Source organism: Rufibacter roseolus, assembly GCF_017916365.1.
GTDB classification, from domain to species: Bacteria; Bacteroidota; Bacteroidia; order Cytophagales; family Hymenobacteraceae; genus Nibribacter; species Nibribacter roseolus.
In genome coordinates this window covers 305,499-331,537 of record NZ_JAFMSU010000003.1, presented here as the reverse complement: position 1 = coordinate 331,537, position 26,039 = coordinate 305,499, and the positions used below count along the sequence as shown (strand labels likewise).

Here is a 26,039-nt window from a genome sequence, read left to right as displayed (position 1 = left end):
ATAAAAATTATATGGCATTTGCTAATTGTTATGTTTTTTAATGTAGGTTTTACATTGTGAAAGAAATTATCTACCTTTTGTAATATTAAACCTATTTAATACTAAAATTTTATACAATTATGGATTTTCAAGATGTAATAAAAACGCTGGGCGAGAAGGTATCTCGTATGCAGGATTCTATTCAGACAGAAGAAGCTACTAAAATGGCTTTTGTGATGCCCTTTATTTCTGCTTTAGGGTATGACGTTTTTAACCCAATGGAAGTAGTGCCCGAGTTCATTGCTGATTTGGGAATTAAGAAAGGGGAGAAGGTTGATTATTGCATTTTCAAAGATGGCGCTCCTTCTATTATCATTGAATGTAAGCACTGGAAAGAAAAATTAGATGTACATAACTCTCAGCTTCATCGGTATTTCCATGTCACAGCAGCCCGTTTTGGGGTTCTCACAAATGGGATTACCTACAGGTTTTATACAGACTTGGTTGAGGCTAATAAGATGGATGATAAACCTTTTTGGGAATTCAATATTACCGAAGTAAATGAGCATACCTTGTTTGAGCTCAAAAAGTACCACAAGTCTCACTTCAGCCTAGAGAACATCCTGAGTTCAGCCACTGAACTCAAATATGCGAAGGAGATTAAACGAATCATGCTTGAAGAGATGGCAAGCCCTTCTGATGCCTTCGTTAAGCACTTTACTAAACAAATTGTATCAGGCGCAATTACTGCGAAAGTTTTAGAACAATTTACCGGTTTGGTTAAGAAGTCCATTAATGGTTTAGTCACAGAAATGATAAGTGACAGGCTGAAATCTGCTTTAGCATCTGAAGAGGATAGAGGCTTCGTGCATGCCAGAGTGGAAGAAGAAACCACCGTTCAGCCGGTGAACAATGAGCCAATCAACAAAGTAATTACCACAGAAATGGAGAAGGAAGCTTTCTATATTGTTCGGTCTATTTTGAGAGGGAAAGTAGATGCAAACAGGGTATTTCATAGAGATACCCAAAGCTATTTTGGCATATTGTTAGATGATAATAACCGCCGTCCTATTTGCCGTTTGAATTTAGAAGGTGCTAAAAAAACGATTGTGCTTTTTGATGAATCTAAAAAAGAGTCCAGACATGAATTGCAAGGCCTTGATGATATTTATGCTCATGCCGACCAATTAATTAACACAGCATTAAGCTATGATTTGAAAACTGTTTCCGCTAACTAAAGTTTGACTCTAATTCCTTAAAGTCAGCCCAACTAAAACTAATTGGGCTGACTTTTTTTATGAATCTACCTTCTATTGTATGGGAGATACTTTCATGCTTTATACATTTTCTACCATTTTATACATCAATCAGGCCGTTATTGGACCCAATGTGTATTTCTTTCCAGTGGCAACTATTATCTAAAGTGTACCCGTTGTATTTAAGATTCGCGGATTGCAGTAGTCCAAAAATACCTTTTAGGCAAACGGATTTAGGCTTGTTCACAGGAAATAGTTTGTAAACAGGAGTCCACAAGTTTACCCTGTGATTTTTAGTTGGAAAGGTAGACTACTGCTTTTTACAAAGCCGAGGTCACCCACCAGGTATTTTCGAAGGGGTCTTTGACGCCTCCACTGCGACCATAGGGTTGGTCAGCGGGTTCCATCAGGGAGGTGGCTCCCTGGGCTAAGGCAGTGCGGTAAGTATCGTCGGCGTTCGCGACGTGGATGTAGAGGCCTGCGGGCTGCGCCGACCATTCCTTGGTGGCTTCGGCTAGCATGAGGGTGCTGTCTCCAATGATCATTTCTGCATGCATGATGCTACCGTTTTCGCGCGCAGTTCTGAATTTTTCCTCAGCCTGGAAAACCTTTTGCAGAAAATCCATGAACTGGGCGGCATTGGGTACAATGAGGTACGGCATCACGGTTTGATAGCCTTCGGGCACAGATACTTTTTCCATAGTGCTAAGTTTTACCTTAAGATAGGAAAATACCCGGTCCATAGGTGCAGCCGTTTGTGTCTTAACCCAAACAAGCGGTAAAAAAATAAAAAACCGTTTAAGCCCTGCTTTACTAAAAAAGGCCCTAAACGACAAGTAAGAATGCGGTGCTTATTTTTTCCGGGGCGGGTAAGACATAGGTTTGCGGGCAGGCGCCGGAGTAGCCGTTGGTTTCTTTTCCTCGGGAGTGCCGCGCATGTGAATCACCAAACCATTGAGGAAGTTGCGCAGTAGCTGGTCGCCGCAAGGCTTGTAGTTAGGATGGTCCTCTTTCCGGAAAATGGCGCCTAATTCGCTCTTGGTCACCTTGAAATCAACCAGACCCAGGATATCGATAATGTCATCATCCCGGAGCTGAAGCGCCACGCGCAGTTTCTTCATGATATCATTGTTGGTCATAGTCTCTCGTATTTATCTGTCCGCGAAAGTACATATACGCAGCAGAAAAGGAAGCATGTATCCCAAAGGTTAAATTAATTTGGTCCCTAAAAACGATGGAGGATTTGCCTTAGACAACCAGATAGTAGCGTCTTAATGATGCGGTGCAAGCCTTTTTCATACCCAAAGTATGAAGGATGTGGTGTCCACGCCTAATTAAAGAGGGTGATTAACTAAACGAGGGTGATTAACTAAACCGTAATTCTATTTCTTGGTGACAACACAAATAATAGCGAATAAGATTGGTGGGAGAAAAACTAGATCATGTAGGGGCACCTCTTGTGAGTGTCCTTGCAGGTAGTCGCCGGTTAGTGCGGATAACCCGCTGGAGACAAGGCGGTGCCTGGTCTCTATATTCTGCAATCAATTATTATAAGACAACCACGCTAGCGTTCCACCCGTCCGAAGGACGCTGCAGGCATTGCAGCGGCTCTAAGGCAAGGCAGGCACATGCAGAGAGGCGGAGGTTGGGCGCTTGCGTAACCCAACCTCCGCCGAGCGCAATTAGTGGCTCTGCAATTGGCAGTAGCGTAAGTAAGCTATGCAACAGAGGACATTGGCGAGGTGTCACAGAGAATGAAGAAAAGACTGTTTGAGCGTCAGCGAGTTTCTTTTCTTCTTGATTCTTTTGGTTACTTTTCTCATCAAGGAGAAAAGTGACAAACGCGGGCAGGGAGCGACTCCAGCCAAGAGGCTTGGTAAGGGAGAAATTGAGAGGTAGCTGCGGTTAGTGAATTTTATGGTAGTTGATGTCGTTGGTGAGAACACCTATAGCGGGGATATACTGCCAACTGGAACCTCTGCCAATTCGCCAATCAGGAGATTGGCTGTCCGGGAAGTGCGGAGAGCGCCGTCGCTAACTCTCCGCACAACGCAAGCGAAATCCGAGTTTAAGGCTAGCGCCTCACTGCAGTTGCAAACTGCAGGCCATAGTAGGTCCAAGTCACAGACTTGAACCAGCAACATGAGAGAAGAAAAATCCTGAATTATCCTTTCTTCTTTCCTTCCCCTCCGGTAAACTTCTCCAAAGCCTTATCCCGTTTAAACTCCATTTTCCCGAAACGGTAGTTAAAACTCACCCGCACTACGCGGTTGTAGTTGTTATTGAGGTTGAAATTGCTGGAGTTGGTGTTGGTGACCGTAGTCCGGATGGAGTTGTTGCTGAACAGGAAGTTCTCTACGTTAAGGCTCACGCCACCTTTCCGCTTCCAGAACTCTTTACGCAGGCCCAGGCTGTAGGAGTAATTGTAGGTGCTGCGGCTCTGCAGGGAAAGCCGGGGCGAGTTGAAGGAACCGGCCGTTTGCACACTCAAGTCGTTCACGAAGCGGTAAGAGGCGTTGCCGCCCAGGTTGTACATAAAGCCCGAGCGTTGGATCAGGTTGCGGCCCACAAAGCTGGTGAGGTCATTGTAGAACAGGTTCAGGTTCACGCCAATCTGGCCCTTTTCTTTGAAACGGGTAGTGGCGTTAAGGCTGGTACCATAGGTGGCGTTCTTGCCCAGGTTGGCGAAGGTGGTGTTCAGGGTGTCGTTGTTTTCCCGAATGGGAAACTGGTACTGGTTGATGTCATTGTTTGTCTGCCGCCAGTACATGGAGGCATTGAAGCTGGTGGTTTTCAGGAGCCAGCTGTAGTTCAGCTCGGTGTTATGGGTGATCTCGGCTTCCAGGTTGGGATTGCCGTACCGGATGTTGAGTTGGTTGCTTTCGTTGCGGTAAGGGTTCAACTGGTTCATGCCCGGCCGCTGGATGCGGGTGGCGTAGCTCAGGCGCAGGCGCTGGTCTTTGCTGAAGCGCCGCATCAGCATCAGGTTGGGCATGAAGTTGTGGAAAGGCCGGTCCAGGTTGGTTTCTATGTTGTTCGTGGCGAACTCTCCCGTCACCGAAGTGTATTCATAGCGGCCGCCCACGCGCAGGGTGTACAGGTTCTTCCATCTTAAGGTATAGGAGAGGTAAGACGAGTATACATCCTGATCGTAGCTGAACAGGTTGGAACGTGCCGGGTCCTCGGTCAAAGGTGCATCAGCCGCGCGGGAGAAAAGGAAATTATAGTCACTGCCCGAGTTGCGGAGTACCGCCCTTATGCCGCCTTCCAGCCGCCCCAGTTTCTCAAACGGATGCGCGTAATCGGCCTGGAATGTGAACTCCTGGCCGGTGCTGTGGTTATCGCTCTGCTCCAGGCGAGTAATTTGGGCGGTGCGGTTTTCTTCCGTCAGGCTGTAGTCGCTGTAGCTGGCGTTGCTGTTGAAGATGGCCATTACATCCAGTTCCTGGTCTTTCCGCTTGAACCGCTTTTTGTAGTGCAGGTTGGTCTCCACGCCGTTGTTGCGGTTAAGGTTGTCAATGTCCCGGAACCGGTAATTCTCTGTCTGCTCTTCACCCGATGGGGTGAACTGCGCGGTGGAGAGCGTGCGGTCACTCAGGTTCCGGGAGCGGTTCACCCTGATGCTGGCACTAAGGTTGTTGTGCTCGTTAAAGTCATAGTCGGCGCCCAGTTGCGAGAAGAACGAGCGGCCGTTGTTCTCAAAGGCGCTGCTCTGCTGGATAAGCTTGGTAGGCGTCTGGATGAGGTTCTCCTCCCGGAAATACACCTGATCAGACTCAGAATCACCCAGTCGGTCATTGAAGTTGCCGCCCACGCTGGCCCGCAGGCCCAGTTTCTTTTTGCGCACGTTCAGGTTGGTGTTCAGGTTGTTGCTGCGGTTTCCGGCGGTGGCAGTCACCTGGCCGGTCATGCCTTCAATAGAGCTTTGCTTGGTGATGATGTTTACCACTCCGGCGGTGCCCTCCGCGTCATACTTCGCCGAGGGGCTGGTAATCACCTCCACGCTTTTGATCATATCCGCCGGAATCTGCTGCAGGGCCTCGGCCAGGTTATCGGCGAGCATGGTAGAGGGTTTGCCGTTGATCAGGATCTTGATTTTGTTACTGCCCCGCATCTCCACGTTGCCATCCATGTCCATAGACAGCGAAGGCACCTTTTTAAGTACGTCGGCGGCGGTGCCCCCGATGTTGGTGATGTCGTTCTCGGCGTTGTACACCATGCCGTCATCGGTTTCCTGGATGAGGTTTTTCTCGCCGGTCACCACCACTTCCTCCAGGGCCTTGCTGTCAGTATCCAGTAAAATTTGCCCTAATTGAATGGGCGCCGTTCCGCCCGAGACCTGAATAGGATGTATTTTGGTTCTGTACCCGATGAAACTGATAACCAGGTTATAGTCGCCAGGGGCCACTTTGGGGAAGGTGAATTTGCCGTTCTGGTCGCAGGGTACCCCGGTGATGAGTGTACCGCTTTTTTCCTGCAGCGCTACCGTGGCAAAATCCACGGGCGCCTTGGTTACGGCACTCACCACCGTCCCTGAAACCGGAACCCCATTGGTTTGCCAAATGGACGCCCTTGCAGGTGCCGCCTTCATAGGAGAGGGGCCAAGGACTGCCAGCATAGCCAGCAAGCCAATAATGGTTTGGAGAAGAAGCTGTTTTACGTTGGCCATACAGACAGAACGGGCAAAGGGGGATTAAAGCAACAGGAAAGATCCTCCACCAGCGACTTCACTTCTCCACTACTTCTTATTCACTGGCTTGGCGGAGTTCCTTTGACACAATTTCCAGCCTTTGGTTTAAACGAGCAGGAGACAAATCTGCTCCAAATGTCTCTGCTTAAGAGCCATTTTCTGCAAAACAGCCCCGAAACGAGCAGGACAGTCAATAGAATATGATGCTTTCTTTCTCATTGCCTTTTTTTGCTGATCGGGACAAGCTGGATAGGTAATCCAGAGTCAACTTCTATCTGAGAGTAATGCTTTCCTGCTCGCTTCTGATAACTCAATAAATCTGCAGGCGAGCATTTAGATTAGCCCAGGTTTGACACGGATTTTCGTCGTCATGAAACATGGTTTGGGTATTTTCTGTACCTTCAAAGCCAGAACTAACGCTAATTCTCGTGCCACAATACCTTATCACCGCCTTTGATTACACCGATGCCCAAGCCCTTGACCGCCGAATGGCTACCCGCCCGGATCACTTGGAAATGGTAAAGAAACTGAAAGCCTCTGGAAACTTTGTTTTAGGGGGCGCCATGCTCAGCCCCGAAGAGAAGATGATCGGTTCTACCCTGGTTGTTGAGTTTGAGAACGAAGCTGCCCTGCAAGCCTACCTGGACCAGGAGCCTTATCTCCTTCAGAAAGTTTGGGAGAAAGTAGACATCAAGCCATTCAGAGTAGCTGTAGTCTAGTCACCCAAAGCGTGCCTCAACATGCAAAAGGAGCTTCGGGGCTGTTTTTTAGAAAACAGCCCCGAAGCTCCTTTTATTTTAAGCGTATCGTCCCCCTTTGAAGGGGGGAGGGGGATGATTGCTCGTGCTGATCACACGCATTCCCGAAGCGTAGGGGCAATCCCTTGCGGTTGTCCTTGATTGAAGAGCTACATTGAAGCCTTCGCCCTTTAGTAAAGCAACTTGGTTCTTCATACTGCCTTGTCATCCCCCTACCCCCTTCAAAGGGGGACGGAATGCGTGGCAATACCCTTAGGCAGATACTTGCCTTTTACTTACAGTTCAGTTAACAATAGGTGAAGCGGCTATGCCGGTAAAGACCACACTTTGTTCGGGACAAGGGAAAGAAAGATCGTGTCGCCTTTTTTGAAGTTCCCTTGTCCTGTTCTGACCAGAACCTCGCCGGAGGATAAGGTTACTTGCAATTCATAGTGGCTCCCGAAGAACGTAATGGAATTGACTTTTCCCTTCACTGTACCATTTCCTTCTGCTCCAATCTGGAAACTCTCCGGCCGGATCAGCACGCTTTTTCCGTTGAGGCTGACTGTTGAACCTTCAAGAAAGGCCTGGACTTGTTCGGTTGTGAGCAAGTTGTATTTCCCGAACAGCCCGGCGATGTACTCATTGGCGGGTCTCTGGTAAATCTCTTGCGGGGTGCCTTTCTGCAAAACTGTGCCGGCTTGCATCACCAGGATTTCATCGGCCCAGGAGAGGCTGTCCAGCGGGTCATGGGAGATAAGGATGCAGGTGATGTCTAGTTGCTCGCTGATGTTCTGGATGATGGTTTTCAGGAGGTTTTTGTGGGTGGTGTCCAGGTTGGAGAAAGGCTCATCGAGCAGGAGTAGTTTGGGCGAGGTGAGCAGCAGCCGGGCCAGGGCAATGCGCTGGCGCTCGCCACCCGAGAGCTGATCGGTTCTGCGGCTGAGCAGGTGATTGATGTGGCACACGGCATACAGTTCCTCAGCGTCTTCCTGCGGCAGCGAGTTGGCATAGCGCAACACCTGCTCCACACGCAAAAACTCGGGCAACTCATACTGCTGGGAAAGGTAGGCGATGCCGGGGTGACCGGCCACCAGTTTCTCAGCGGGGCCTTTCACGCGGTCGCCCTCAAACGTGACGGTGCCGGCATCGGGCTGGATGAGGCCAGCGATGATCTTGAGCAAAGTGCTTTTCCCTGAGCCCGTTTCCCCGGCGATGGCAATCTTCTGGAACTCCTGCTGGCTAAAGCTGATGTCCTTGAGGACCTCCTCTTTTTCGCCCTGCTTGGAAATGCCGGCTACTTGTAAAAACGTCATAAAAATGGAAAAGAGTCTTCTGTTAGGAAGCCTCGGTGGAGACCGGCGTCAGTTGTAGTTCCTCGGCATGGGGTTGCAGGGCCTGGATAATGAAGTCAATGTGGGCGGTTAAGTCTACTTGGAGCAGCTCGGCACCCAAACGCACCTCACCACGGTCTACCGATGCCGCAAAGCTGGCCTGTTTCAGTTTCTTCAGCACCGATTTGGCCTCCAAGCCTGAGAGGCGCTGTGGGCGCACCTGGGCGCAGGCCACCACAAAACCGGTGATCTCATCGCAACCCAGCAGGGCTTTGTCCAGGAGGCTATTGTGTGGTACGCCCCAGTGGCTGTAGTGCCCCGAGATGGCATAGGCCATTTCTTCCTCGCCGCGCTCGTGCAGGAGATCCACCACTACGTGCGGGTGACGATCGGGGAAAGCTTCGTAATCAGCATCGTGTAGGAGGCCGGTGTTGCCCCAGAGTTCGGGGTCCTGGTTTAACTTTTGAGCGTAGGCGCGCATCACCAACTCAACGGTGCGGGCGTGGCGTAGAAGGCTGTCTCCTTTGGTATATTGGTGTAAGATCTGTGAGGCTTCTTCTCTGGTCATCTTAAATGGAATTTAAACGAGTAAGTTAGCCCGGTTGCCGCAGATGCACAAGAATTGCCTACTGCCCGGGCCTGTTTAGAGCCTGCTTTTTTATAAACGGGCTTTAAAGCAAAAGGAAGGCCACCTCATGGTTTGACCTTCCTTTCGTAAAAATGGGCATGAATCCCGGTGCTGATTATTAACGAAATAAATAGCTTAGTAGGTGAGCCGTAATGCCAGGAAGTCATCATCAGATCTTCTCTTAGGGGATCAAAAGTACCCACCCAATTCTCTCATGCACTCCTTCAGTCATTCTCTCATTAATGATGGTGGTGGTGATGATGGTGGTCATCGTCCTCGGGTTTGTGCCGCAGGTTTTGGATAGACCCAAACACGAAGAGCGCTCCCCAGCAAAGGTACAGGTAGTTGAAGGAATCTACTTCCTTGCCCCACAGGTGCATGAGAATATGCGCCACCGCAGACATCACCAATCCCGTCACCGCAATGAACTGGAAAGAATTCATGGCTTTGGGGTTATATATTTTAAACCATTCCATAGGCAAAAAGAGTTAAGGCCTTTCCTGCTTGCGGCAAAGACCTGGGTTCTTCAAATTACTTGTATACGTGTAAAAGCGGGCAGGAAGACAATCACTAACCGGTGGTGCAAAACAGTCAAGGCCCATCTGGGGGATTGCGGGCGTAAAGGTAGCTTTTTCTTCATTGGGTCTTGCCTTGGCTGGTGATTTCTCTAAACAAGAAGAGGGCCCTCAACTTGGGGCCCTCTTCCTGTTCAGGAGGATATGATGTCTTACTTCTTGGCCTTGGGAGAAACCTGCTCAACCAAAGACAGGAAATTAGCTTCTGGTTTGGCTTTAAATGCGGCGTAGGCCTCTAATTGGCGGCTATTCAAGATGGTGAAAAGCTTGTTTTCAAATTCTTCTTCAATCTCGCGCAAAGAAGCCTCCAGGCTAGAACCATCGCTGGCGTATTTTCTGGAAGCCTCAGCGGCCTTAGCCAAACGTTCCTGGTTTAAGTTCCTGATCTGGATATACTCCACTTCATTCATCCCCATGGACTGAACCATTAACCGGCTGATGGAGGCCGCCGTCTTCTCAACGGATTCGTTCTGGGGTGCCACTTGCGCGGAGGCAGAAAAAGCCAGGGCAAATACGAAGCAAAGGGAAAGAGTAAAGTTTTTCATGGGTTGTGAAATTAGAAGGTAAGTGGAGTATGTTTTGAGTTGGATAATCTTAGTAATGTCTTACTTTGGTCTTTGGTTGATTTTACGGAGAAGTGAAAACCATGTTTTAGCAGAAATGCCGTAAACAGCCGCTTATTAGATTATTTAAGCGATAAAGTTTTTAAAGTACAATTATTGACAGGTGGAGAAAGCCTCCTGGGTAAAACTGATGTATGAAAAGTATAGTCCCTGAATCCAATCCCGGAAGTCAGATGATTGCACCCATGTTAAAGTGCGGAGAAGAATTTGAAAGCTAAAGTCCTTAAAGCTAAAGTCCTTAAGGCATGGAAACAGGGAAGCCTTTGGTTGGTGACTACCTTTTGGCCACTTATAAATCCTTCCTTACCGGCTGGGTTTTAAGTCTGGTTTTAGGCAAAAGGCAGTAAAATGAAGAAGCCCGCTTTACGCCTCTTTTGAAGAAAAGAGGCGTAAAGCGGGCTTCTTATGGAAGGGTATTTTCCTAATCTACCAGAGCCACTCAGGGCAAAGCATCCGGGCTTTGTTCCGGAGCTTGATGCCCACAATCAGCTCGTGGCTGCCGGCGCTGGCGGCGTTCAGGCCCGAGGTGGTCAGGTCATAGGAGTAACCCACGTCCAGAATGTGGTTCACGTTCATGCCTGCCAGCGCCGCTACCGCATCGCCGTGGCGGTAAGACATGCCGGCCCAAATACGGTTCGCGTACGTGGCCTTGAAGTTCACATCCACCGACAAAGGGCTGGGGCTGGCCAGTTTCAGCATCACCGAAGGCTCCAGCGAGAAGTCATACCTGATTCTGATGCGGTACCCGCCGGTCAGGAAGAAGTGCGGCTGCAGCTTCTGCTCGGGGTCGTTGGTGCCTTCGTTCTGGTTTGAGAACGTGTTCGTCAGGAGCTGGGCCGCCGAGGCGCCTACGTAGAAGTAGTCAGAATAAATCCAGGTTCCCAGGCCCAGGTCAAAGTTGGTCCGGCCCATGGTGTTAGGCCGCACGGTGGGGTCGTTCTGGTTGATCAGGTGCAGCTCGTTCCCGTTCAGACGCGTCTGTATCATACCGCCCGCCAGCCCCACCGACATGTTCACCTTCCGGGTGATGGGGTGGTGGTAGGCGTAAGTCAGGTTCAGGTTGGTGGTGCTCAGCGGACCGGTTTTATCTACCTGCGCCACCGCGCCAAACCCGTGGTGCGGCCTTGATTTGTGGTACTTGGTAGAACGCGGGTTCTTGGACGGCAGCTTGGGGATAAACCCTCTGCCGGCACCTGGGCCCACCGGGGCATTCCGGTCACTCATCCCAAAAGAAGAGTGCCCGCTGATGTAATAGGTAACCGGAGCTCCGTCCACGCCCACCCACTGGCGGCGCGTACCCATGCGCACATCGGTGTAGCTCTCAATCCCGGATAAGGCCGGGTTGAGCAGGAAGTTGTTGAACAGGTACTGGCTGTACTGGGCTTTCTGCTGCGCCATGGCCGGAGACAGAACACCCAAGAATAGAACTATGATGGCAAGCTTTTTCATATGGGCTTACTTGATAATGGTTACGTTTCCGGTGATAGGTGCTTGTTTTCCGCCCAGGCGGATGATGTAGTAATAAGTGGCGGCTGGCAGCGACTGCCCGTTCAGGCGGCCTTCCCATGGTTTCTCGTAGCCTTTTGACTCAAAGACCTTGTTGCCCCAGCGGTTGAACACCTCTACCTGGCAATCTGGGTAGCTCTTGAGGTTAGGCAGTTCCCAGTTGTCATTGATGCCGTCGCCGTTTGGCGTGAAACCGTTGGGCACTTCCACTGGTCTCAGCACGGTAATGGTCACCTGGTCAGAAGAGGTACAGCCGTCCTGCGTGGTGACCGTCACGGTGTAGGTAGTCGTCTCGGTTGGTTTGGCCACTGGATTCGCGATCTGAGAGTTGTTCAACCCGGTGCTTGGTGACCATCTGTAAGTTAAGCCGCCTTTCGCCTCCAGGGTAGCATAGTTCCCCAGCACGATGTTCTGGTCAGGGCCGGCATCGGCGGTTGGCGCCGGGATGCTCACTTGTACCGGTATCCGCACGCTGGCGCAGTTCTGAGTCACAGACCGCACGTAGAAAGTGGTGGTCTCCTTCAGAATAGGCGTGGTGAAAGTCAGGCCTGAACCCATCAGTCGGCCGCCTTCCGGCTGGTCAAACCACTCGATCACCGTTGAACTGACAGCAGGAACCGCGGTCAAAGTAGCGGTGGTGCCGGCGCAGATGGATGCTTCGGTTACACTTGGCGGCTGCGGCGCGGTCACGGTTACCTGTACCACGTTGCTCAAGTTGTCTGAGCAGCTGCCTGATACTACTTTCCGGCGGAACCAGGTGGTGCGCTGCAGGGCACCCGGGGTGTAATTCTGCTCCGTGCTGTTGCCAAAGGCCGTCCCGAAACCAGAAGTAGGGCCGCTGGTGCTGCTTTCCCACACGTAAGCGTATGAGTTGCTGCCTCCGGCCGGAAGGGTCCCCGTAAGGCGCGCAGGCGCTGAGCCGATACAAACCGTCTGGTCGGTGGAGATGGTGTTTCTGGTCACCGCCGAGAAGACCGTCACTTTCACGGCATCGGAGATGGAGGTAACCCCACCCGAGGTTACTTTTCTCCGGAACCAGGTGGTCTGGGTAAGGGCCGGGGCGTTATAGGTTTTGCTAGTGGCATTACCGGAGGCGGTCACAAACCCGGAGGTAGCACCGCTGGTGCTCATTTCCCACAGGTAACTAAAAGTACCGTCGCCGCCTATCGGGTCGGTGCCAGACAAGGTCAAAGGAGCCGTGCCCGTACAGATGTTCTGGTCCTCGTAGATGGTGTTCTCCGTAATGGCAGAGTTAACCGATACTTTCACCACATTACTGATCACCTGGCAGCCGCCTGATTCAACTACTCTTCTGAACCAGGTAGTCTGGCTTAAAGCACCTGAGGTGTAGGTCTTGCCTGTAGCGCCGGCAATGGCCGTGTAGGTTTTCCCATCCAGGCTGCTTTCCCACTGGTAACGGTACGTGCCGGTGCCGCCCGTTGGCGAGGTGCCGGTAAAGGCCGCCGGAACGGTGTTGATGAAGATAACCTGATTGTCCTGGATGAAGTTGTTGATGATAGACTCACTCACCGTCACTTTAATGGCAGCGCTCACGTGCGGCACGCAAGTCCCGGATTTCACGACTCTGCGGTACCAGGTGGTCTGGTACATGGTGCCCGGCGAGTAGCTCTCAGTCTGGCTTGCCCCGGCGATGTTGTAGAATGAAATTCCGTCGGTGCTGCTTTGCCACTGGTAGGTGTAGGTGCCGGTGCCGCCGGTTGGCTGGGTACCGGTAAGCGTTGTGGTGCCGGTGCCGGCGCAGACTTCCTGCGTGCCAGAAAGCACGTTGTTACCCACTGGGTCCTGCACCGTCACAACTACGGCTGTTCTAGGACCGGCGCAGCCGCCTGCCAAAGCCTGTACATAGTAAGTAGTGGCCTGGGTAAGCGAAGCCGTGGTGTAAGATGGTCCTCTGAACAGGGCCGTACCGCCGGTAGAAGCTGCAAACCACTCATAGGTGATGTCGGTACCCGGGTTCTTTACGCTGATCACGGCTTTTTCTGAGTGGCACACCGTGGTGGCAATCGCCTCCGGCGCGGCGGGTAGCGGGGTCACCGTTACCTTCACTTCTACCCGCGTTGGAGCCATACAGCCATTGGCCGAAAGGGCCTGGGCAAAGTAAGAAGTATTGGCTTGTAGAACCGGCGTGGTGAAAGTGTTGCCTTCGGCCAGCAGGTTGCCACCAGTAGCCGCATCAAACCACTGGATTTTCTGCCCGGAAGAAGCCGGCGTGGCTGTTAAGGTTGCAGTGGCGTTCTGGCAGGTCACTACGTCTTTGGCGATAGGGAGGGCCGGTAACGGCAGTACCGTCACTTTCACCGCTGCACTCACAATCTGGCAGCTTCCTGAGTAAGTGATTCTCCTGAACCAGGCAGTGGCGCGCAGAATGCCCGGGGCGTAGGTAGCTTCTTCAAAAGCACCGGTGGCGGTGGTGAACCCTGCGGTAGCGCTGGTGATACTTTTCTCCCACTTATAGGTGTAGGTGCCGTTTCCGCCGGTGGCCGCTGGCACCTGGATGATGGGCGAGGAGGAATTGTCGCACACCGTCAGATCAGCAGGCATGGTAACCGGGTTGAGAACCGGCGTCACGTCCACTTTAACCGCAGGGGAATAATCCACACATGGACCCATGGTCACTTTGCGGCGGAACCAGGTAGGTTGGGTTAAGGCACCTGGCGTGTAGTTCTGGTTTGTGTTGGTGCCAGCGGCGGCGGCGAAGCTGGAGCCGTTCACGCTGCTTTCCCAGGTATATACCGGGGTGTCGTTTCCGCCCGATGGTTTTGACCCGGTCAGGGCCGCAGGAACACTGCCCTGGCAGACTACCTGTTCCCCGGCAATGGTGTTGTTGGAGATCACCGGCAATACCGTCACTTTCACCTCGGTGCGCGCCTCTGAGCAGTTGCCAATAGCCCGGCTTTGCACAAAGTAAGAAGTATTAGAAGTAAGGGCTGGGGTGGTGTATTGGTCGCCGGTAAAGAACGGAGTGCCTCCGGTGGCGCTGGTGTACCACTCGTAAGGTCCGCCGGGAGCGGTGGCCGTGAGGGTGGCCGTGCCGCCGTTGCAGATGGTGGCATTAGCTACCGTTGGCGGGAAGGAGAAAGTATTGATAGACACCAAAACCGCCGCAGAAGACTGGGTGCAACCGTCAATGGTCACTTTCCTACGGAACCAGGTATCTGCCTTAAGCGCGCCGGTAACATAAGACTGACCAGTATTGGCGCCTTCGGCAGCTTTGAACCCTGCTGGGTCGCTGGTGGTACTCATTTCCCAGAGATAAACCGGGGTGCCGCCGTTTCCGCCGGCTGGAATAGAACCGTTTAAAGTGGTAGTGAAGCCGTAGCAAACTATTTCCGGAGCGGCCGCAAAGGTATTGTTAGTTATGGCGGGTACTACCGTGATCTGGATTGGCTCAGAGATATTGGTACAGCTACCGGAGGTAACCACTCGTCTGAACCAGGTGGTCTGCGTAAGGGCGCCTGGATTATAGGTAGCCGTGTTGCTAGTGCCGGCCGCTTTGGCGAACGTCGTGTTTTGGGTTCTGCTTTCCCAGACAAAGGTATAAGTACCGGAGCCGCCTTTAGGAGTAGTACCGGTAAGCGTAGCGGCAGACTCGCCAAGGCAAAGGGTTTGCGGGGCACTGATCGTGTTGTCTGTTACCACGGGCTGTACTGTCACCTTTACGGCTTTTCTAGTCGAGGAAAAACATCCTTGCGCAGATACAGTGGCGGCGTAATATGTGGTGGTGGCGCTCAGGGCGGGGGTGGTGAAAGTAGTACCGGTAGCCAGGGTATCGCCGCTGGTGGCGGTAGCGTACCAGTAAACTTTGTTCCCCGCCGCCACGGTGGCTTTTATAGTGGCGCTGCTGCCCAAGCAGGTCGTCACATCCGGCGCCGCCGGAAGGGCTGGAAGCGGGATAACGGTAACGGTGACTGGAACCCGCGTTGGGTTAGCGCAACCGCTGCTGTTCAGGGCAGCCTCCACAAAGTAAGTGGTGTTGGCTTTCAGAAGAGGCGTGGTGAAAGTGGCGCCGGTAGCCAAAGGTGTGGTGGCCGTAGCCGAGGCATACCATTTAAACATAGGGGCATCGCCTTGCGCTTTGAGGGTGGCGGTGGTGTTATAGCAAATGGTAGCGGGAGAGGCGGTAGGCGCAGAAGGGATATCACGCACTTCCACCACCTTGATAATGGAGTCGCCCTGGCAGGTGGTGCTGGTACCCGTTGGCGTTACCGCTAAGGAGATTCTGTAGGTGCCGTTCTGGGTGAAGCGTATAGAAGGGCTGGTAGACGAAGCGTTGGTGGAATTGGTGAACTCCCAACCCACGTTGGGCAAGATAGTCCATAGCCGGCGGTAGCCGCTCGTGTTCCCGCCTACGTTGTTTCCGTTAAAGCCTCCTTTGGTTTGGTCATTCAGGGTTACTACCTGGTTCGCGCAGAAAGGGCTCTCCGGAGTCATGCTGAAGGCCGGGATTGGTTTGGCCGATATGATGATTCCGCTTACTTCGGCCTGCTTAGGGATACAGCCGTAGGCCACGGCGTACATGGTGAAACCTTTGGGTTTTCCCTCAGAAGATTTGGTGAAAGCGTGGGTAATGGTAGAGGGAAGGGTGGCCTGGGTGTAGCGGAGGGTGTCGGTACCGTCGTCGAACCAGATGGCGTAGGTGGTGTTGGGGGCGTTGCCCTGGGTCCCGGTGATCCCGAAGGTAAAGGCGGCCGGGGCGCAGTCTGAAGTGTTGTTGGGGCTCTGGATACCAATCCCGGGCGTGCTGCCGTTGAAAACCGAGTAAATTCTGCTGTCAGAGCAACCGTTCTGGTTGGTGATGGTGAATTTCAGGTTGAAACTACCCTGGGTTTTGTAGACGTGGCTGGCGTTGGTAAAAGAAGCCGGATACGTGTTAGAGGTTCCGTCGCCCCACTCTATGGTGTACTCTTTGTTTTTGGAGGCAGTGGTGGAGATGTTGGAGACCACCAGGTTGTACTCAACAGATCCGCCTACCGAACTACATCGGGTGAAGTTCTCCTCGTTGGCATCAGCCAGGGAGACATCAGGCTTGTCGGGGCAATTTTGGGCATAGGAGACAAAGCTCAACAGGAACAGGAAGCCCAGTGATTGAAAGAACTTTTTTAAAGGCGCCATGGTGCCAGAAAAGAATAAGAATGGTTATTAGGAGAATATAGGACACGCAAAAGCAGGCCCAGGGCACCTAGTGCCAAGTGTCATGATTTTTGCGCTGAGCGAGTAATTACACCAGTTGGGGTGAGGTCTGCCCAATCACTATCTGAGAAGGGTTCTTCTCTGGGAAACCAAAATTATTTTTCTGCTGTGGCTTGCTGATGAAAGCAGAGGATTGAAGGGGAGAGAGAATGTATAGTTGTTTCATATATAGTATTTTTAAATTGTACTAAGGAGGAATTTTTGTCTTTGTCTGTGCTTGGGTTTAAAAAGTATTTAGTCTAAAAAAATCATGTTGTATGTCAGGTTTATGGGGGCCTAACAAACTTATTGTAACCTTTAGTTCAATAATTCCGTCAAAGATAAATTTTTTGCACTCAATATTGTAATATAATTATTTTAACAAAGTGATAGGAAGTAAACTAGGATGTGCTTTTATTTCCTAATTTAGACACGTTATCTCCTAAAAGGGGAGAGAAAAAGAAGGGTGAAAGAGGTGAATTGAAGGATTCTGAGTCAGAAAAAAACTGAAAAAAACTTTCAACCCTGAAAAGGGCAGGTTTAACCGGAAAAACGGGCCGCTCACCGAATTCCAGTAGCAGGGCGAAAAAAACCTATTACCTTTGACACAGTTAAAACAACAAAGACAGTTTGTTGATCACAACATTGAAGATATAAAGGGGCGGCGGAGCACTTCTGCATTGCAGGGGCGTCAAAAGTTCTGGTGCTTATTGGGGGATATGCTACAGACGCTGATGACATATGAACCGCCTGCCCCTTCTTTTTCAGCCTCTTCTTCCTTACGGAAGGAGAGGCTTTTTTATTTTACCCCCTTCCGGTTTCCTTCCCGCTGAGAGCCATTCTCTTATTCTTTCCCTTTTTCTCAGATTTCAGGCCCAAAACAGGTTGGTTGTTTTTTATCATCAGCCACGGTTCTTTTCATTTCAATCAACTTGCCTTTCGGGGAAAGCATGGTTGGCAGTCTGCCAGGCATGTTTTTGCGGCGATTTTCAAAAAACAGGTCCAAAACTTCCCTTGTTACTGCTGGCTAGGAAGGCTCCTCTTTGTATTGGACATCTGCCAAAGGTCAAAGGGAGGCATGAAGGGTTTTGCTGCGGCCTCTTTCTGTTAAAAAGAACTTAAGAAAGAAGTCAGCCAGAATGTTGTTGCCAATGAGCAGGCTAAGTGGGTACGGATGCTTTTTGTATCTTTGGGTAAATAAGCATCAGGATCCATCACATGAAGCAGCATATCACGGAAAACGAGAGAGAAGTCATCAAGCTCATCACTTTCTTCAAAAAGCGGGGCGAGCGGTTGGCTGCGGAAGGCACCTTAACAGAGGAGCACCAGGAGTTGAATGCCGCCTGTGAACGGCTCACCGAAAAAATTTACAGCCACGCCGATTTCAGGCAGCAGGTGATGGACAAGCACGAGACCCTCAAAGGCATCATAGAGGATCATGCGCAGTGCCCTACCTGCAGCAAAGCCGATATGCTCAAGAAAACCAGCGTGGCCACGAATGAACTGGGCTGGAAATCTAACCGCTACAAATGCCGCCGCTGTAATATTGAGTTCACCTGGAACCGCCCCAACAACCCCTGGGACATGATCCCCTTCCTGGAGGTCTGCTTGCAGGAACTGGATACCAACATTGCCGCCCTCCAGTCTGAGGACGAACTGCGCGCCCGCGCCCAGGAAGCCCGCGACCACATGGCCGTGAGCCTGGAGCAGCTCCGCACCGCCATCCACTCCGCCGACGCCGAGAAGCACCAGATGGAGGAGCAGGACAAGGAGATGGCCCGCATGCTGCACGAGTTCAAGAAGTACCTTATGATTGAGAAGATCAAGATGGAGCCCTTCAGCGAAAACTAAAGAAAGTCAGCTATTTAAAAGAGGCCCGTTTTGGGTTGTTTTCTGTAAAACAGCCTCAAAACGGGCTTCTTCATGATTTGGTACCAAACATTTTCAGTTGGGAGCGTACAAATAAAATAGAGGTAGCCGCAGTGGCTGCTTTCATTTACAGACCCAACCTATGCCTATCCAAAACGACAACATCACCAATTCTGACGAGAGCAAACGCTTGCCAGATGAAAACCCCGTTCCGGTAAAAGGAAGCAAGACGGAGGATGATGAGACCGCCAAGCCAGACCTGGGCGGCAGCCGCCTGCAGGCCATTGAGGCAGACTTTCTGGACCATGAGCCCGAAGGCCGCTTCTCTGAGGGGAACGTGGCCGCCGAGGACGAGGAAGACACCACTGAGCTGGACGGCAGCAACGCGAACAACCTGCGCACCAAATAGCGCGGAACTGGAGGCGACCCGGTTTTAAGCCCGCTTTCTGAAAACGGGCCTAAAACCGGATCGCCTTTCTTGCCGTTTACATAAGCTGTTTGTTACACCAAAAGTCTAACACCATGAACAGAAACCATAGACCAGATGACCGTGGTCATCACCGTTCAGATAATCGGCGCGCCGATGAAGACCAGTACCGCGGATCTTACCGCCTGGACAATGACCGCGACCGGGACTACGACCGCCTGGACCGCCGGAACAACTTCAATGACCGCGATATCAGCAATGATTACCGCAGCAACCAGTACCAGGGCTCCAATGAGGACCGCCGCCGGGAAAGAGACCACGAGCTGCCCCGTGACTATGGCCGGGACCCCAACCGCCGCGGAGAGCGCTTTGATAACATGGGCGCTCACGAAGACAACAACGGTCTGGAACACTCCACCCGCAACTTCGGAAACATGGGCAGCTACGGCGGAGCCCAGGGCTTCGGGTCTTCCAGAGGCGGCTCGCATAACCAGAATTCAGGAGACGGTTCCCGCTGGAGCAGTGGCCACGGCCGCGAAGAAGACCGCCACGTAAACCGCCAGGTTTACGGCGCCTACCGCGACCACAACAGCTTTGCCCCCGGCGAGCGCGAGCAGTACGATGGCTCCGGCCGTCCGGGTAGCCGCGGCGCAGACAACACCAGAGGCTGGGAACCCTCAGACCGGGCCGGCTCAAGAGGCGGTGTGAGAGACATCGGGACGAATGATATCTCCCGCCGAGGCGATGACAGCCGCTACGAGATCTATGACGATTCACAATCCCACTACAACCGGGGCGAGTATGAGCGCGGCCGGCAGCTGGGCCAATTGAGCAGCGGCTTTGACCGCAGAACCCAGGCCGAGGGCGGCGCTAACTTTGACTACAACAGACCGCACCGGGAACACCACAACCAACAAGGCGAGGGTGGCAGAAGCGAGAACTACGGCAACATGGCCGGCTCCCTGAGCTGGGGTAACGACCGCGACTACCGCTCAGAAGAAGGCCAGGACCGCCGCTACGACCCAAGCAGCGGCCACGTGAGAGGCCAGGGAACGCAACCCCCTTCCCGCGAAGACTTCAGCTGGTAATTAGAAACCACTGAACAAAGAGCGGCTGCCCACCAGGCAGCCGCTCTTTGTTTTATATAAGTTTGTTTTATATAAGTGTGATTTGTGATCTTTCTGTTTCAGCGCTCATTTAGTGAAAACAGGCCCAAAACCAAGTGCCTGTTTTTTGTAGAGGACAGGCACCGCTTTGTCTCTCATGATACCTGATATTTTTTGAACATGTAGGGACAATCCCTTGTGGTTGCCCTTATTGAATAAAGTAACTGCGCTGGCGCAAGCCGCTGGCTCGTGTCCACATGTATTGCAGAGCCCCTTTTCCTCTTCAGCAAGGCAATGTTGAGGAATGCGTGCGGACACGAGCCAGCGGCTCGCGCCAGCGGAGATTGCCCTTGCAATTTTCTGCTGTTGTTGGTGTTATCGCCAACAACCTAAACTTTGCTCGCCAACATCAAGGGCAACCACAGGGGATTGCCCCTGCTTTTACATAAACAGCCCTGAAACAGGATGGTTCTAAAACAGAATCCTTGATAATCTACCGGAAAGCAGTGCGTTCTATGGGTGTAGCATCTACCTTTGCACCTGAAAATGTATTCCTATATGAAGACTTCACGGCTTCCGCTGTTTTTCCTGGCTTTGGTTTTGGCGTCCTGCGCGCCTTCGCCGGAAAAGAAAGTAGAGGTGTTGCAAACAGAGGTGCTGGCGCTCCATGACTCAGCCATGGCCAAAATGGGCGACCTGTATTCCCGCCGCAAGGAACTTGCCTACCTGAAAGACTCGGTGGTGGTGCAGGATACGCTGGCCCGCCGAAGCCTCACAAACGGGATCTCTGATCTGGTGCGCGCCGATGAGCGCATGATGCAGTGGATGCATGGGTACAAGTCGCCGGAAGGAAAAGTGCCAGATGAGGCCCTGTCTTACCTGCAGCAGGAAAAAGTTAAAATAGAAGAGGTGCGCCGCGCCATTGCCCAAAGCCTACGGTCCGCCGATTCCCTGAATTCCCTTTACAGAACTTCTAAATGAAAAATACCCTTTTAGCGCTTGGGCTGGGAGTGGTGCTGGCCACGGCCTGTACCTCGGCCCCGGAAAACAAGCAGTTACCCATCCTGGGTCCGCGCGAGCCCAAAGTAACCATGGTAGACGGTAAACCAAGCGTAGACACCATATACCATTCCATTCCTGATTTCGCCTTCCTGGACCAGGACAGCCAGATGGTGACCCAGCAAACGGTAGCCAACAAGATCTACGTGGCGGATTTCTTTTTCACCTCTTGTCCGTCTATCTGTCCTAAGATGAAAAGCCAGTTGCTGCGGGTGTATGAGAAGTACAAAGACAACCCGCGGGTAACCTTGCTCTCGCACTCCATTGACCCCACCCATGACACCGTGGCCGTGCTCCGTGACTACGCCGATAGACTGGGGGTGAAAAGCAATACCTGGCATTTCCTGACCGGCGACCGCGACACCATCCTGGACATGGCTCAGAAATACTACTTCACCAGCGCCATGGTGGACAAGACCGTGCCCGGCGGATTTGAGCACAGCGGCGCTTTCCTGCTGGTAGACGAGCAACGTCGCCTGCGCGGTCACTATGACGGCACCAACGCCCAGGACGTAGACAAACTGATGCGGGACATGGATGTGCTGCTCGCAGAAAAGAAGTAGCGGTATGGGTTACAGTGCAAAGTACCTGCTGTTTTTCCTTTTCCTGGGCGTCTTGCTTTCAAGCTGTTTTACGGAAAGGGGCCAGGAAGGAGAGTTGCTCTATGGGCGTCACTGTGCCAGTTGCCACCTGGAGAACGGGGAGGGGCTCAGGGGAGTCATCCCGCCGCTGGTAAACTCAGACTATATAGAGAAGAACCGCGATATTCTGGCCTGTCTCCTGCGCAAAGGCATAAAAGGCCCTATCATGGTCAATGGTCGGCAATACAACCAGCCTATGCCAGGTAATGCAAAGTTGTCTGAGGCAGACCTTACCAATATCATCAATTACATGCAGAAAGAATTCAAATCACCGTCCCGGCGGGTTTCTTTTGGGGAAATCAGGGAGCAGGTGAAGAATTGCCCGTAAGAAAAGATGCCTTTAAAAGAAAAAAGCGCAGATGGTTGAAGAACCACATGCGCTTTTTTGCTTTTCAGGCAATACGTTAAAGCCAGAATCTGGCTGGGGTATTAACGGCCTGTAGTACCGGCAGTAGTACCTGTTGTTCCGGTTGTACCAGTAGTACCGGCAGTAGTGCCTGTTGTTCCGGTTGTACCAGTAGTACCTGTTGTTCCGGTGGTACCAGTGGTTCCGGCAGTTGTACCAGTAGTACCAGTGGTTCCGGTAGTACCGCCGGTTGACCCGGTAGTGCCTGTGGTACCGGTTGTACCAGTGGTCCCGGTTGTGGTTCCGGTGGTAGTGCCCATGGTATCTGAGCTCATGTCAGTGGTAGTGCTGGTACCATCATCCATGGTGTTGCTGTCCACTGTACTGTTGTCTGTAGTGGTGCCGTTTGCCTGGTCTTCTTTGTTTCCGCCACTGCAAGACGAGAAAGCCATCATGGCTGCCAGAGCGCAAGCCGCACCCCAATTCAATGCGTTAATTTTCATAGCTAAGTGAAAGGTTAAGTTTGACTTTGTTCACATGAATCTTCCTACGTGATTGCAATTTATTTAGTCTGGACTTAATTAAAATAATCTCAGAAATTGTAGAAAAATACGTATTTATCCCTACGAGCTATTAGGGTAAAAACCCTGAATGAATTATGTCTCAGACCGGGCCCTGAAAAGGGAGCAGGCATTTACCGTAGAAGTTCCCAAGCCAAAACAATCGGTTTGACCCAAAAAGTGTAAGGCTAAAAATAATGGTATTATTTGGGAATGACGTCAAAAGCTAATAATTTTAGTTATGGAAAATGACGCTTCTAAAGGGAGAAAAGAGGGCCGGCCTTTTCAGGACCAAGGCCTCAGGAAGGGAAGAGGTGCCCAGTACAACCCCACTAATCCGTTCCTGAAAAACGACTACGTGGTGGAGCATCTGGAAGGGATAGATGAGCCCTGGGAGCAAAAAGCCGCCACTCAGTTTTTCAAGGAATTCCCTAAAACCATAGTAAACGAAATCAACTCCCCGGACCTGGGGCAGGGCTATTCCATGAACCCGTACCAAGGCTGTGAACATGGATGTATCTACTGCTACGCCCGCAACACGCATGCCTATTGGGGGCTGGGAGCCGGGGTGGATTTCGAGCAAAAAATCATTGTAAAGGAAAACGCCCCCGAGGTGCTACGGGCCCAGTTGGAACACCCGAAGTGGGTGGTAAAGCCCATCATGCTGGCCGGTAATACAGACTGCTACCAACCCATTGAAGCCAAAAAGAAGATCACCCGCCGTTTGCTGGAAGTGTTGCTGCAGTACCGCCACCCGGTGAGCCTGATCACCAAAAATGCCTTGGTATTACGCGACCTTGACTTGCTCTCTGCCCTGCACCGGCACCGGCTGTTACACGTCAATATTTCCATCACCACCCTGGACGAAGAGCTGCGCCTGAAACTGGAGCCGCGCACTTCCACCGGGGCCAAACGCCTGCAGGTGGTACGGCAATTGTCTGAGGCGGGCCTGCCCGTGAACGTGATGGTAGCACCCATTATCCCGGGCTTGAACGACCATGAAGTGCCCGCTATCCTGGAAGCCTCGGCGGCGGCGGGAGCCCTATCGGCGGCTTACACCATTGTGCGGCTGAACGGCGCGGTGGGAGAAACTTTTGAAGACTGGATCTATAAAGCCTACCCAGACCGGGCCAATAAGGTGCTGAACCAAATCAAAGCCTGCCACGGCGGTACCCTCAACGACAGCCAATTTGGGCGGCGGATGGCAGGGGAGGGGAGATGGGCCGAGACCATTCAGGCGCTCTTCAAGGTTTCCAAACACAAATATTTTCAGGGCCGATCTATGCCCCCTTATGACCTTACTGCCTTCACTCCGCGAACAGGAAAGCAGCTTTCTATGTTTTAAATGAAACCCTGCCAAGTGATTTCTCCTTTTTCCTGGTAGACCTGCAAAAGCTATCTTTTGGGCTTGAAGTTTTGGTTTGGCAAGCGCTAGGTAAAAGGCTGGGTTTACTAGAGAAACGTAGATGTTGTGACAGCCTGTCAGGGAGGTGTCTCAGCCGAAATAGGGTAAAGCAAAGGCTATTATCTAGTTTGGGAGGCTACAGGAAGAAAGGTCTGCTTCAAGCCACAGGGAGTATTTAGGAGTGGTTTGAGGGTTAAAACCCCATGCAGCGGGAACTTTAGGAATTAAAGGCCCTAAACCGGTGTTCCACGGTTAATTATAAGAAGAATGTAATTGAGGATATTTGATTTTAATCCAGTTGCTTAAGTTGGTTTATTTATATTTTAGGTTTAATAGGTCAAAAAGAAACAAGCCTGAAATAAATAAGCAGCCAGAAAAGATATTTGATGCTATTACGTTACCATTAAGAAGTGAGTTGCCGGGTAAGCGCACCAGGGGTGCCCTCCTCTGCTTCTTTATGAATATAACTTTTTCTAAAAAGAGAGGGTCTTTGTATCTTTAGCCATGGGGAATACCCTTACGCAAGCAAGCACTGTGGCTGGAAGGAGAATCAGACGAAGTTTCCTGTTTAAACTCATTGTGTTTTTAAACATAGGGGCAGCGGCGTTGTTAATTCTCTCTCATGTGGCCTCCTATATTAGCCCCGGAATTTTCTGGGTAGCTAGCCTTGTGGCCTTGGCATACCCGGGCCTGCTCCTGGTGAACCTGCTCTTCATCCTGTACTGGCTCCTGGTCAAAAGCCGGGCCTTGTTCATCTCCCTCTTTGCCTTGCTTATCGGGTTTGATAACCTCCGGAACCAGATCCAGTTGAACCTGTTCCAGACCGAGGTTCCGGCCCAAGCTCAGAAGCTGCGGGTGCTAAGTTTCAACGCTCGGCTGTTCGATCTCTATGAGTGGACCGGCAACCCCCTCACCCGAGACAAGATCTTCAAGATGGTGCAGGACGAGACCCCAGACATCATCTGCTTCCAGGAGTTCTACACCTCCTCTAAAGCCGGAAGAAACAACCTTGACACCCTGCTGCGTTTACAGAAGGCCAGGAACCACCATGTGGCCTACACCGAGACCATGCGCAACAGCGACCACTGGGGAATAGCCACCTTCAGCACGTACCCGGTTGTGAACAAGGGCAGCATCTTTTTCAATGAGCAAACCAATAACCTGTGCATTTTCACAGACCTGAAGGTTGGCCAGGATACCGTGCGGGTATACAACGTCCATTTCCAGTCTAACCGGTTCAAGCGCGAAGACTATGAGTTCCTGGGCAACCCCAATGCCAAGCCCTCCAATGATGAGAAAATTATCGCCTCCCGCAACATCATCCGGCGGCTGCAGGTAGGCGCCGTGAAGCGCGCGCGCCAGGTCAAAGTAGTTGCGGATCACATTGAAAGTTCCCCCTACCCGGTCATCGTCTGCGGTGATTTCAATGACCCGCCGGCCTCGTTCACGTATAATAAAATTAGCAAAGGCCTGAAAGATTCCTTCGGGGAAAGCGGCTGGGGTTTGGGCAACACCTACAACGGACTCTTCTCCATCCTGCGCATTGACTACCTCCTGCACGACCCGCGCATGGTAGGCTCGGGTTATAAAACCATCCGTCAGAACCTCTCTGATCACTATGCCATCGTGAGTGATTTATGGCTGAAACCAGCCTCTGCTGGTTCCAAAGAATAGTATATTCTGGGGATACCCTTTTCTTTATAGTTTTGATCTGTTTTCTGGAAAACGCACTGTTTACAAACGAGCTTTTGTTTGGCCGTTTGTGGGAAGGTGGTTTGTTGGCAGTCCGATAGTGGGGTTTGAGAAGTATACTTTTTCCTATTCTCTTGCTTTGCTTCTATCTTGCGGCCGTGGGTGTTTTCAGCTGTGTGGTTCTTCTTTCTGTTAGACCAGACTGTGCTTCCTTCATATCTCTTTCCTGGTTCAAGTGGATTGTCCTTGCAGATAGATGGCTGCGCTCCCGTTTGGCTTGTCCCCCTTTGAAGGGGGTAGGGGGATGACTTCTTCTGCTGCTCCTTCCCTCTTTTCCTAATTCAAATCTGTGACTTGGACCTACCATGGCCTGCAGTTTGCAACTGCAGTGAGGTGTTGCATCAAACTCGGATTTC

21 protein-coding genes are annotated in these 26,039 nt (G+C 51.7%); 10 read left to right on the top strand and 11 right to left on the bottom strand.

All coding sequences use genetic code 11. The annotated features are described in order from the left end of the window. Positions 1 to 119 precede the first annotated feature (119 nt). Entirely contained in the window at positions 120 to 1,217 is a 1,098-nt protein-coding gene (locus J3P35_RS17205; RefSeq protein ID WP_210465911.1) for a type I restriction endonuclease, read from the top strand. Positions 1,218 to 1,555: 338 nt separating this feature from the next. On the opposite strand, the gene J3P35_RS17200 is transcribed toward J3P35_RS17205, so the two are convergent. From J3P35_RS17200 to J3P35_RS17190, 3 genes are all read right to left on the bottom strand, one after another. After that, positions 1,556 to 1,936, bottom strand: coding sequence for a VOC family protein (locus J3P35_RS17200; protein ID WP_210465910.1), 381 nt, complete (start codon positions 1,934 to 1,936; stop codon positions 1,556 to 1,558). Positions 1,937 to 2,086: 150 nt separating this feature from the next. Next, positions 2,087 to 2,374: a DUF1456 family protein gene (locus J3P35_RS17195; RefSeq protein WP_210465909.1), complete on the bottom strand. Its 288-nt coding sequence runs from the start codon at positions 2,372 to 2,374 to the stop codon at positions 2,087 to 2,089. Positions 2,375 to 3,399: 1,025 nt separating this feature from the next. After that, on the bottom strand, positions 3,400 to 5,904 hold the full coding sequence (locus J3P35_RS17190; RefSeq protein WP_210465908.1) for an outer membrane beta-barrel family protein: 2,505 nt from the start codon (positions 5,902 to 5,904) through the stop codon (positions 3,400 to 3,402). Between the two features lie 449 nt (positions 5,905 to 6,353). Between J3P35_RS17190 and J3P35_RS17185 the strand changes: the two genes are divergently transcribed. Beyond that, complete coding sequence (locus tag J3P35_RS17185; RefSeq protein WP_317195399.1) at positions 6,354 to 6,644, top strand: YciI family protein; 291 nt, start codon at positions 6,354 to 6,356, stop codon at positions 6,642 to 6,644. Positions 6,645 to 6,988: 344 nt separating this feature from the next. Here the strand turns inward: J3P35_RS17185 and J3P35_RS17180 are convergent, their stop codons facing one another. The 7 genes from J3P35_RS17180 to J3P35_RS17150 all read right to left on the bottom strand — a co-directional run bounded on the left by J3P35_RS17180 (position 6,989) and on the right by J3P35_RS17150 (position 16,705). Then, positions 6,989 to 7,978 (bottom strand): ABC transporter ATP-binding protein, encoded by a 990-nt coding sequence (locus J3P35_RS17180; RefSeq protein ID WP_210465906.1) that lies wholly within the window; start codon positions 7,976 to 7,978, stop codon positions 6,989 to 6,991. A 22-nt stretch (positions 7,979 to 8,000) separates the two neighbouring features. After that, positions 8,001 to 8,564 (bottom strand): HD domain-containing protein, encoded by a 564-nt coding sequence (locus tag J3P35_RS17175; protein WP_210465905.1) that lies wholly within the window; start codon positions 8,562 to 8,564, stop codon positions 8,001 to 8,003. Positions 8,565 to 8,863: 299 nt separating this feature from the next. Beyond that, on the bottom strand, positions 8,864 to 9,067 hold the full coding sequence (locus J3P35_RS17170; protein ID WP_246850340.1) for a hypothetical protein: 204 nt from the start codon (positions 9,065 to 9,067) through the stop codon (positions 8,864 to 8,866). 284 nt (positions 9,068 to 9,351) lie between these two features. Then, complete coding sequence (locus J3P35_RS17165) at positions 9,352 to 9,744, bottom strand: hypothetical protein (protein ID WP_210465903.1); 393 nt, start codon at positions 9,742 to 9,744, stop codon at positions 9,352 to 9,354. A 504-nt stretch (positions 9,745 to 10,248) separates the two neighbouring features. Beyond that, positions 10,249 to 11,271: a PorP/SprF family type IX secretion system membrane protein gene (locus J3P35_RS17160; protein ID WP_210465902.1), complete on the bottom strand. Its 1,023-nt coding sequence runs from the start codon at positions 11,269 to 11,271 to the stop codon at positions 10,249 to 10,251. 6 nt (positions 11,272 to 11,277) lie between these two features. Continuing rightward, positions 11,278 to 16,461, bottom strand: coding sequence for a gliding motility-associated C-terminal domain-containing protein (locus J3P35_RS17155; RefSeq protein WP_210465901.1), 5,184 nt, complete (start codon positions 16,459 to 16,461; stop codon positions 11,278 to 11,280). Between the two features lie 106 nt (positions 16,462 to 16,567). Next, entirely contained in the window at positions 16,568 to 16,705 is a 138-nt protein-coding gene (locus J3P35_RS17150; protein WP_210465900.1) for a hypothetical protein, read from the bottom strand. A gap of 1,031 nt (positions 16,706 to 17,736) precedes the next feature. Here J3P35_RS17150 and J3P35_RS17145 point away from each other — a divergent pair. The 6 genes from J3P35_RS17145 to J3P35_RS17120 all read left to right on the top strand — a co-directional run bounded on the left by J3P35_RS17145 (position 17,737) and on the right by J3P35_RS17120 (position 21,948). Further along, the gene (locus J3P35_RS17145; protein WP_210465899.1) at positions 17,737 to 18,369 is read left to right on the top strand and encodes a hypothetical protein; all 633 of its coding nucleotides are present in this window, start codon (positions 17,737 to 17,739) and stop codon (positions 18,367 to 18,369) included. 160 nt (positions 18,370 to 18,529) lie between these two features. After that, positions 18,530 to 18,796, top strand: a complete 267-nt coding sequence (locus J3P35_RS17140) for a hypothetical protein (protein ID WP_210465898.1) — start codon at positions 18,530 to 18,532, stop codon at positions 18,794 to 18,796. A 113-nt stretch (positions 18,797 to 18,909) separates the two neighbouring features. Continuing rightward, entirely contained in the window at positions 18,910 to 19,902 is a 993-nt protein-coding gene (locus J3P35_RS17135; protein WP_210465897.1) for a hypothetical protein, read from the top strand. Positions 19,903 to 20,478: 576 nt separating this feature from the next. Next, the gene (locus tag J3P35_RS17130; protein ID WP_210465896.1) at positions 20,479 to 20,901 is read left to right on the top strand and encodes a hypothetical protein; all 423 of its coding nucleotides are present in this window, start codon (positions 20,479 to 20,481) and stop codon (positions 20,899 to 20,901) included. Further along, positions 20,898 to 21,542 carry an SCO family protein gene (locus J3P35_RS17125; protein WP_210465895.1) on the top strand — a complete coding sequence of 215 codons (645 nt, stop codon included), beginning with the start codon at positions 20,898 to 20,900 and terminating at the stop codon, positions 21,540 to 21,542. The genes J3P35_RS17130 and J3P35_RS17125 overlap by 4 nt, the downstream gene beginning before the upstream one ends. Positions 21,543 to 21,546: 4 nt before the next feature. Continuing rightward, a complete protein-coding gene (locus J3P35_RS17120; protein ID WP_210465894.1) occupies positions 21,547 to 21,948 on the top strand; it encodes a c-type cytochrome in 402 nt (133 codons plus the stop codon). Between the two features lie 101 nt (positions 21,949 to 22,049). Here J3P35_RS17120 and J3P35_RS17115 read toward each other — a convergent pair whose 3' ends face one another. Then, positions 22,050 to 22,469, bottom strand: coding sequence for a hypothetical protein (locus tag J3P35_RS17115; protein WP_210465893.1), 420 nt, complete (start codon positions 22,467 to 22,469; stop codon positions 22,050 to 22,052). A gap of 298 nt (positions 22,470 to 22,767) precedes the next feature. Here J3P35_RS17115 and J3P35_RS17110 point away from each other — a divergent pair, with 298 nt between their 5' ends. After that, positions 22,768 to 23,871: a PA0069 family radical SAM protein gene (locus tag J3P35_RS17110; protein ID WP_210465892.1), complete on the top strand. Its 1,104-nt coding sequence runs from the start codon at positions 22,768 to 22,770 to the stop codon at positions 23,869 to 23,871. Between the two features lie 729 nt (positions 23,872 to 24,600). Beyond that, a complete protein-coding gene (locus J3P35_RS17105; RefSeq protein WP_210465891.1) occupies positions 24,601 to 25,605 on the top strand; it encodes an endonuclease/exonuclease/phosphatase family protein in 1,005 nt (334 codons plus the stop codon). Positions 25,606 to 26,039: the final 434 nt, after the last annotated feature.

Coding starts and splice junctions, on each gene's coding strand:
- J3P35_RS17205 (WP_210465911.1), top strand. CDS start 120: ATGGATTTTCAAGATGTAATAAAAACGCTGGGCGAGAAGGTATCTCGT.
- J3P35_RS17200 (WP_210465910.1), bottom strand. CDS start 1,936: ATGGAAAAAGTATCTGTGCCCGAAGGCTATCAAACCGTGATGCCGTAC.
- J3P35_RS17195 (WP_210465909.1), bottom strand. CDS start 2,374: ATGACCAACAATGATATCATGAAGAAACTGCGCGTGGCGCTTCAGCTC.
- J3P35_RS17190 (WP_210465908.1), bottom strand. CDS start 5,904: ATGGCCAACGTAAAACAGCTTCTTCTCCAAACCATTATTGGCTTGCTG.
- J3P35_RS17180 (WP_210465906.1), bottom strand. CDS start 7,978: ATGACGTTTTTACAAGTAGCCGGCATTTCCAAGCAGGGCGAAAAAGAG.
- J3P35_RS17175 (WP_210465905.1), bottom strand. CDS start 8,564: ATGACCAGAGAAGAAGCCTCACAGATCTTACACCAATATACCAAAGGA.
- J3P35_RS17170 (WP_246850340.1), bottom strand. CDS start 9,067: ATGAATTCTTTCCAGTTCATTGCGGTGACGGGATTGGTGATGTCTGCG.
- J3P35_RS17165 (WP_210465903.1), bottom strand. CDS start 9,744: ATGAAAAACTTTACTCTTTCCCTTTGCTTCGTATTTGCCCTGGCTTTT.
- J3P35_RS17160 (WP_210465902.1), bottom strand. CDS start 11,271: ATGAAAAAGCTTGCCATCATAGTTCTATTCTTGGGTGTTCTGTCTCCG.
- J3P35_RS17155 (WP_210465901.1), bottom strand. CDS start 16,461: ATGGCGCCTTTAAAAAAGTTCTTTCAATCACTGGGCTTCCTGTTCCTG.
- J3P35_RS17150 (WP_210465900.1), bottom strand. CDS start 16,705: ATGAAACAACTATACATTCTCTCTCCCCTTCAATCCTCTGCTTTCATC.
- J3P35_RS17145 (WP_210465899.1), top strand. CDS start 17,737: ATGAAGCAGCATATCACGGAAAACGAGAGAGAAGTCATCAAGCTCATC.
- J3P35_RS17140 (WP_210465898.1), top strand. CDS start 18,530: ATGCCTATCCAAAACGACAACATCACCAATTCTGACGAGAGCAAACGC.
- J3P35_RS17135 (WP_210465897.1), top strand. CDS start 18,910: ATGAACAGAAACCATAGACCAGATGACCGTGGTCATCACCGTTCAGAT.
- J3P35_RS17130 (WP_210465896.1), top strand. CDS start 20,479: ATGAAGACTTCACGGCTTCCGCTGTTTTTCCTGGCTTTGGTTTTGGCG.
- J3P35_RS17125 (WP_210465895.1), top strand. CDS start 20,898: ATGAAAAATACCCTTTTAGCGCTTGGGCTGGGAGTGGTGCTGGCCACG.
- J3P35_RS17120 (WP_210465894.1), top strand. CDS start 21,547: ATGGGTTACAGTGCAAAGTACCTGCTGTTTTTCCTTTTCCTGGGCGTC.
- J3P35_RS17115 (WP_210465893.1), bottom strand. CDS start 22,469: ATGAAAATTAACGCATTGAATTGGGGTGCGGCTTGCGCTCTGGCAGCC.
- J3P35_RS17110 (WP_210465892.1), top strand. CDS start 22,768: ATGGAAAATGACGCTTCTAAAGGGAGAAAAGAGGGCCGGCCTTTTCAG.